General features: G+C 44.3%; 4 protein-coding genes. 3 read left to right on the top strand and 1 reads right to left on the bottom strand.

Translation table 11 applies throughout. The annotated features are described in order from the left end of the window. On the top strand, nt 1-2,426 hold a 2,426-nt coding region (locus ACLFWI_RS25165; protein WP_446415195.1), incomplete at its 5' end, for a HEAT repeat domain-containing protein. A gap of 274 nt (nt 2,427-2,700) precedes the next feature. Here ACLFWI_RS25165 and purU read toward each other — a convergent pair. Beyond that, complete coding sequence (purU, locus tag ACLFWI_RS25160) at nt 2,701-3,570, bottom strand: formyltetrahydrofolate deformylase (protein WP_446407112.1); 870 nt, start codon at nt 3,568-3,570, stop codon at nt 2,701-2,703. 124 nt (nt 3,571-3,694) lie between these two features. Between purU and ACLFWI_RS25155 the strand changes: the two genes are divergently transcribed. After that, a complete protein-coding gene (locus tag ACLFWI_RS25155; RefSeq protein WP_446415194.1) occupies nt 3,695-4,450 on the top strand; it encodes a gamma-glutamyl-gamma-aminobutyrate hydrolase family protein in 756 nt (251 codons plus the stop codon). Between the two features lie 224 nt (nt 4,451-4,674). Next, a complete protein-coding gene (locus tag ACLFWI_RS25150) occupies nt 4,675-6,018 on the top strand; it encodes a CmpA/NrtA family ABC transporter substrate-binding protein (RefSeq protein WP_446415193.1) in 1,344 nt (447 codons plus the stop codon). Nucleotides 6,019-6,230: the final 212 nt, after the last annotated feature.

Genomic DNA, 6,230 nt, shown 5'->3' with positions numbered 1-6,230 from the left:
CTAACCTAGTTCGTAGTCAGCGCTTTAGCGCTTCTGGCACTCAAGTGCCTACTACTAACCTAGTTCGTAGTCAGCGCTTTAGCGCTTCTGGCACTCAAGTGCCTACTACGAACGTGGAATTTTGTCATCAACTGATTCAAGAATACTATGCGGCTGAGTATTTACTATCGTGCCAAAAGATTCTCGAACTCAGTGATCAGCAATTAAAACAAGATTATTTAAATTATTTGAAATGGACAGAACCTTTAGCATTAATGTTGGCATGGGTTGACAATAAAGCCCAGGCGGTGCAAGTAGTTAAATTAGCGCTAGATGTCGATTTTAGGTTAGGCGCAAGGTTTGCCTGGGCGGTTAAATCCGAGTTTCAAGATAACACTGTGGATTTAGTGGCTAAATTAAATGTTCCGGAAGCAGTGAAAACTAATTTGTTAGGGATAACCCGATCAGAAAGGGCAATTGATGCGCTGATTCCTAGCTTATTCAGTAAAGACTATTATATCCGTTGGAGTGCCGTTAATGGGTTAGGTAAAATTGGCTCAGAATCGGCGATTGATGCACTGGAACCAGCCTTAACTGATCAAGATAAAGGAATTCGTTGGACTGTGGTGGAGGTGTTAGGAACGATTGGCACAAAAAGAGCCATTGAGCAATTGCGTCAACTGGCTTTCGATGAAGAGTGTAGTCGATATGTGGTAGAAGTATTAGGAAATATTGGCTCAGAATCAGCAACTGAACTATTAGGTGATATTTGGTTCAGTCAAGAACTATCGATGCCTTGGTGTGCGGCTGAAGCTTTGGCGAATATTGGCACAGAATCCGCCACTAAGTTACTCCAGAAAGCTTTGTTTGATGGTGATCATAATTTAAGCCATAATGCAGCGGTTGCATTAGGTGAAATTGATGATTCCGTAGCAATTGATGTGCTGACACAAGCATTAGAACATGAGCAAGAATCGGTTCGCCGTGATGCTGCTTTTGTCTTAGTGCGTAAACAAAATGAAGCAGTTATTCCAGCGCTATGTCAGATTTTAGCCCATGCTGATAATCCGATCGCGTACCAAGCACTTGATAGCTTATTAACCATGGGTACTGAAGCCACAATTCCTGCATTACATCAAGCGTTGTTCCATCCAAACTACTCAATTCGTATGCGGGCGCTTGAAGGATTAGTGGATATTGGTACAGCCGCAACGATTCCAGCCCTGAGTGATGCATTGCGCGATCGCAACTTACCCGGATCTCTACTCCAGAAGATAATTAATGTGTTAAAAGAGATTGGCACATCAGACGCGATCGCGGGTTTAAAACAGGCGTTATTCAGTGATAACTATTCTGCCCATGACTATGGGGCTGAAGCGTTAGGAACCATTGATTCTGAAGAAACGATTTCGATTTTTATTGAAGCTTTATCTCATCCCAACCATTCTGTACGCTGTTCTGTAGTTAAGGTCTTAGGAAATGTTGGCTATAAATCTGCTATCCCAGAACTAATTAAAGCCTTACAAGATGAAGATTATTCCGTTCGGCACAGTGCAGCTAAAGCATTAGCAACTCTTGCTGCTTCAGAGGCGGTTCCCGCATTAATTCAGGCTTTACAAGATGAAGAATCTTTTGTTCGTTCCAGTGCGGCTGAGGCGTTAGGAAGTATTGGCGCACCGGAGGCTGTTTTGCCTTTAGTTGATGCTTGGCAGGATCAAAATGTTTTGGTACATCAAATCGTGGCTGAAGCCTTGGGTAAAATCGGCACGCCAGAGGCAATTGCGGCGCTACTGCAAGCCTTATCGAATGACAATGAATTTATTTGTTGGGATGCGGCTAAGGTATTACAAGAAATCGGTGGTTCTGAACTATTGCCATATCTGTCTGATATGCTAGCAAAAACAACCTGCGATCGCACGCCTGATATACTTGATGTAATCTCAGCAATTCAAGACCGTTATCAATTTTACAACCAATCTGTAGCTGAATCTCCATTATCGCTTCCGGATCAGTCTGGCGATCCCTTGATAGATAGTCTAGGAAAAATATTGCAAATCCTTGAAACTATGTTAGACAAGCCTACTAATGATTTCCGAGGTGCTAGTTTTGGCAACATCACGGGGACTGTTACTGGAAATATCGTCGGCGATAATATTGGCAGTCAATACAACTACACCCCCGAACAAAGACAAACTCTCGCTGAAGCAGCCGCCGAGATTCAGCAATTATTAGAAAAACTGAAAAACTCTAACCCAACCTTAACTGAATCTCAAAGACAAATTGTTGTTATCGAAGCCATTAACAAAGAGATAAAAAGCAATCCAACCTTTAAGCAGCGACTACAAAGTGCGTTAAAAGCAGGTGGTATTGAGGCATTAAAGTCACTATTTCCTGCTGTCAACATTCCCATTGAAACCATTAAAGGCTGGATGGAGGCTGAATCCTGATCCCTTTATTCGTCTAGTCTAAAAAGGCAGCACTCTACCTTCTACCTCAACTGGACATGATATGACGCCATCACGCAATCTTCTCACCGAGAACAAAACGTTTTGCTGAACTGGCTCCGGATGGGGAACTATTTAGTTATGGGCAATCGCTCTGATTTTTTTACCTGGCTGTTTTGAGATATAATTAAGCGTAGAATCTGTCCAATCTCGATGAAGACAAAGGAGATAATTCAATGGTAAGCTTAGTCCGGTTAACTCCATATTGGGAATCAGCTTAAGCAAAAACCACGGTTCGATTCTCATAAACTAATACCTGATGCCGTAAATGTAGGCGTACTGCCCTGGCTAATACCACCCGTTCTAAATCTTTGCCCTTGCGAATCAAATCCGCCACATTATCCCGATGACTAATCCGTACCACATCTTGCTCAATAATTGGTCCAGCATCCAGTTCCGGGTTGACATAATGAGCCGTTGCCCCAATAATTTTAACCCCACGCTGATAGGCGCGATGGTACGGTTTTGCTCCCGTAAAGGCGGGTAAAAAAGAGTGGTGAATATTGATAACGTGAGGAAATTGTGCCATAAATTCCGGGCTAAGGATTTGCATATACTTAGCCAAAACCACCAGATCGATATTATAATGACGTAGCAATTCAAGCTGTTTCGCTTCTTGTTCAGATTTATTGTCTGGAGTAATCGGAATGTGATAAAAATCAGCGCCAAACTCTTCGCTAACCGTTTGCAAATCCGGATGATTGCTGATAATTAAAGGGATTTCCGCCGTAAACTCTTGGGCTTTTTGCCGCCAAAGTAAATCGAACAGACAGTGATCTTGCCGACTCACCCAAATCGAAATCCGAGGCACGCTATCGGAGAAGTAAAGCTGCCACTTTGCCTGTAACGGTTGGGCAATTGCGGCAAATGCTGGATCAATCAACTCCCGTGATAGGTTAAAATCGTCTAACTGCCATTCAATACGAGTGAGAAACAGCCCTGCGGCAAAGTCCGTATGCTGATCGGCATGAATGATGTTGCCGCCATTAGCGTAAATAAAATTGGCAAATTTGGCAACCAGTCCCGGTTGATCAGGACAGGAGATTAGCAGTGTCGCCGTTCGAGGTTGATGCTCTCCCTTGGTCATTTTTCTTCCCTTTAGCTGAAATTCATCGCTGAGAATGCAGTGATTCTATCAATTTGTTCCGTAGATATTGTATATGCTGAGCCAGAAAACCTTATCGACGCTTTGCTGAATGAATCCAAAACCGATGACACCGCCAATCATTGGAATTACCACCTTTAACTACAAGCCAACCGGAAATTTTTATTCCCCGGCGGGTTATACTCAAGCAGTTCAGTCGGCTGGAGGTATACCCATTCTACTTCCGCCTGTTCAATTTGATCCGGTTGTTTTGCTAAACCGGGTTGATGGGTTAATTTTGACAGGTGGGGGTGATGTAGACCCAGAGTTGTATAATGGTTCCCCTCATCCTACAATTTATGGTATTGATCCGGAACGGGATCGGGCGGAACTCGCGCTAGCCAAACTAGCATTGGCGAAACAAAAGCCGATTTTGGGGATTTGTCGCGGCTTAGAAGTGCTGATGGTAGCTAGTGGGGGTGATTTAGTCCCCCATCTGCCAGATGAATTTGGGGAAGATATCCTGCATCGCGAGGAAATGCTTAAACCGAGTCAGCATACGGTGCGGATTTATGCCGATAGCCAACTCTCTCAAATTATGGGAAAGGAGGAACTTACTGTTGTCTCTTGGCATCATCAAACCGTGCGTACAATACCTTGTGGTTGGCAGATTGTCGCCAAAGCCGAAGATGGCTTAATTGAAGCATTAGAACATAAACAGCATCCTTTTGCGATCGCGCTGCAATGGCATCCAGAACTCTCCCTCCCAGATTCGAGACATTTTGCCATTTTCCAAGCATTGATTCAAGCTGCAAGCTTTGATCAAGACGAATTAAACCCGAAGAGTTTTCATTTGCAAACAACAGGCTGGGGATGTGGATAGGCTCTGCTGAATAAGTCTTGTGGTAAAGGGAAACTAGGGAAGCAATGTTCCAGACGTGCCATGGCACGTCTAGGAGCGGGGGAAGCAAATTGACGTTCAAGATTGAATTTTTCTCCCCCATCTCCCCCATCTCCCCCATCTCCCCCATCTCCCCCATCTCCTTGTCCCCCTAACGCGGTAGATTCAATGTCAGAGTCTATAATTTATTGGGTGAGGAAAAAAACATGAAGCGACGCAACTTTCTCAAATACAGCAGTCTGGCAAGTATGGGGTTTGCCTTGGCTGCTTGTAATTCAGTGAATCTAACCACCTCCCAAAAGAATAACTCGGCTGAGTCCTCATCCGTCTCAAATGTTGACTTTGGCAAACTCGAAAAAACGTACCTCAACCTCGGCATTATCCCGATTATCGAAAGTGCGCCCCTAGTTATCGCCCAAGAATTAGGCTTTTTTGCTCGCTATGGGCTGAATGTTAGCCTGAGTAAGCAAGAGAATTGGCAGCAAATTCAGGATGGTTTACTCGACTACCAGTTAGATGCGGCTCAAGCCTTGTATGGAATGCCAATGATGGCACAATTGGGAACAGAAGCCGCCCCCATGGTTGCCCTGATGGTACTTAATCTTCATGGCAGTAGCATTACCTTATCTCCCAAAGCCTGGGATGCGGGAATTCGACCAGCGATTGAATATTTCACCTTTCAGGAGTTTGCTGATTCCTATCGTCAATATGTTCGCAAATTCGAGGAACCGCCTATTTTTGCTACTGAGTCGAATGCTTCGATGGATTATTACATTAGCCGCTATTGGTTAGCCGCGATGGGAATTAATCCCGAAAGTGAGGTTGAATTTATGGAGATTGCCCCCTCCCAAATGATCTATAAAATTCAAGCTGGCGTTATGGATGCTTACAGCAGCAGTGAACCGTGGAACCAACAGACGGTTTTGCAGGGAAATGGATTTATCGGCAATACCTCACAGAATATTTGGACGGGTCATCCGGGAAATGTGCTAGCTACGATGCAAGCCTGGGTGGACGAACATCCCGCAACCGCTAGGGCTTTAGTAGCGGCGATTCTAGAAGCCTGTGAGTTTTGCGAACAAGCCAAAAATCGCCGCGAAGTTGCCCAAATTATTGCCCAAAGCAGGTATTTGGATACGGATCAGGAATATATTGAACCTGCTTTATTGGGCAACTATAGTTATGGTGGGTTTGACAACCAGGAACGGCTGGAAACGATTCCTAATTTTTATCAGTTTTATGGTAACAATAGCGATGATCCAGAGAAGCCGAATCCGGTTAACTATCCCTGGCGTTCTCATGGGATTTGGTTACTCACTCAGATGATTCGTTGGGGTCAAATTGAGCAGCAAGATTATCCCAAGGATGCCGATGAAATTCTAGAGGAAATTTATCCGTTAGACGTTTATACAGAAGTGGCGGAGGCATTAAAGATTGAGCTGCCCAGTGATCCGATGAAAGTCGAACCTGCTACCGTTTTTATCGATCAACGCCAGTTTGATCCGAGTAATCCGATTGCTTATCTGAATAATTTTGAGATTCAGGCATAAGTGGGCAAGATACAGCAGATTGCAAGGGGGGTGAAGTACAATATCCCACCCGCGCTGACGCGCAGGAGGGGTTCCACAAAGGATGCAAAGCGCTTTATTGACTGGGTGAACGGTACTTTGGTAGAGACTTGTCACGAGACAGAAACAAGTGCCGCCTTATCCATTTATTAAGAGGTTAATTCAGATAAAAAAACTAATTGATTGTAGCTTTA

This window comes from Coleofasciculus sp., assembly GCF_046539235.1.
Taxonomy (GTDB): Bacteria; Cyanobacteriota; Cyanobacteriia; order Cyanobacteriales; family Coleofasciculaceae; genus Coleofasciculus.
Note: the sequence above shows the minus strand (reverse complement) of the source record. Positions and strands in the feature narration are given on the sequence as shown.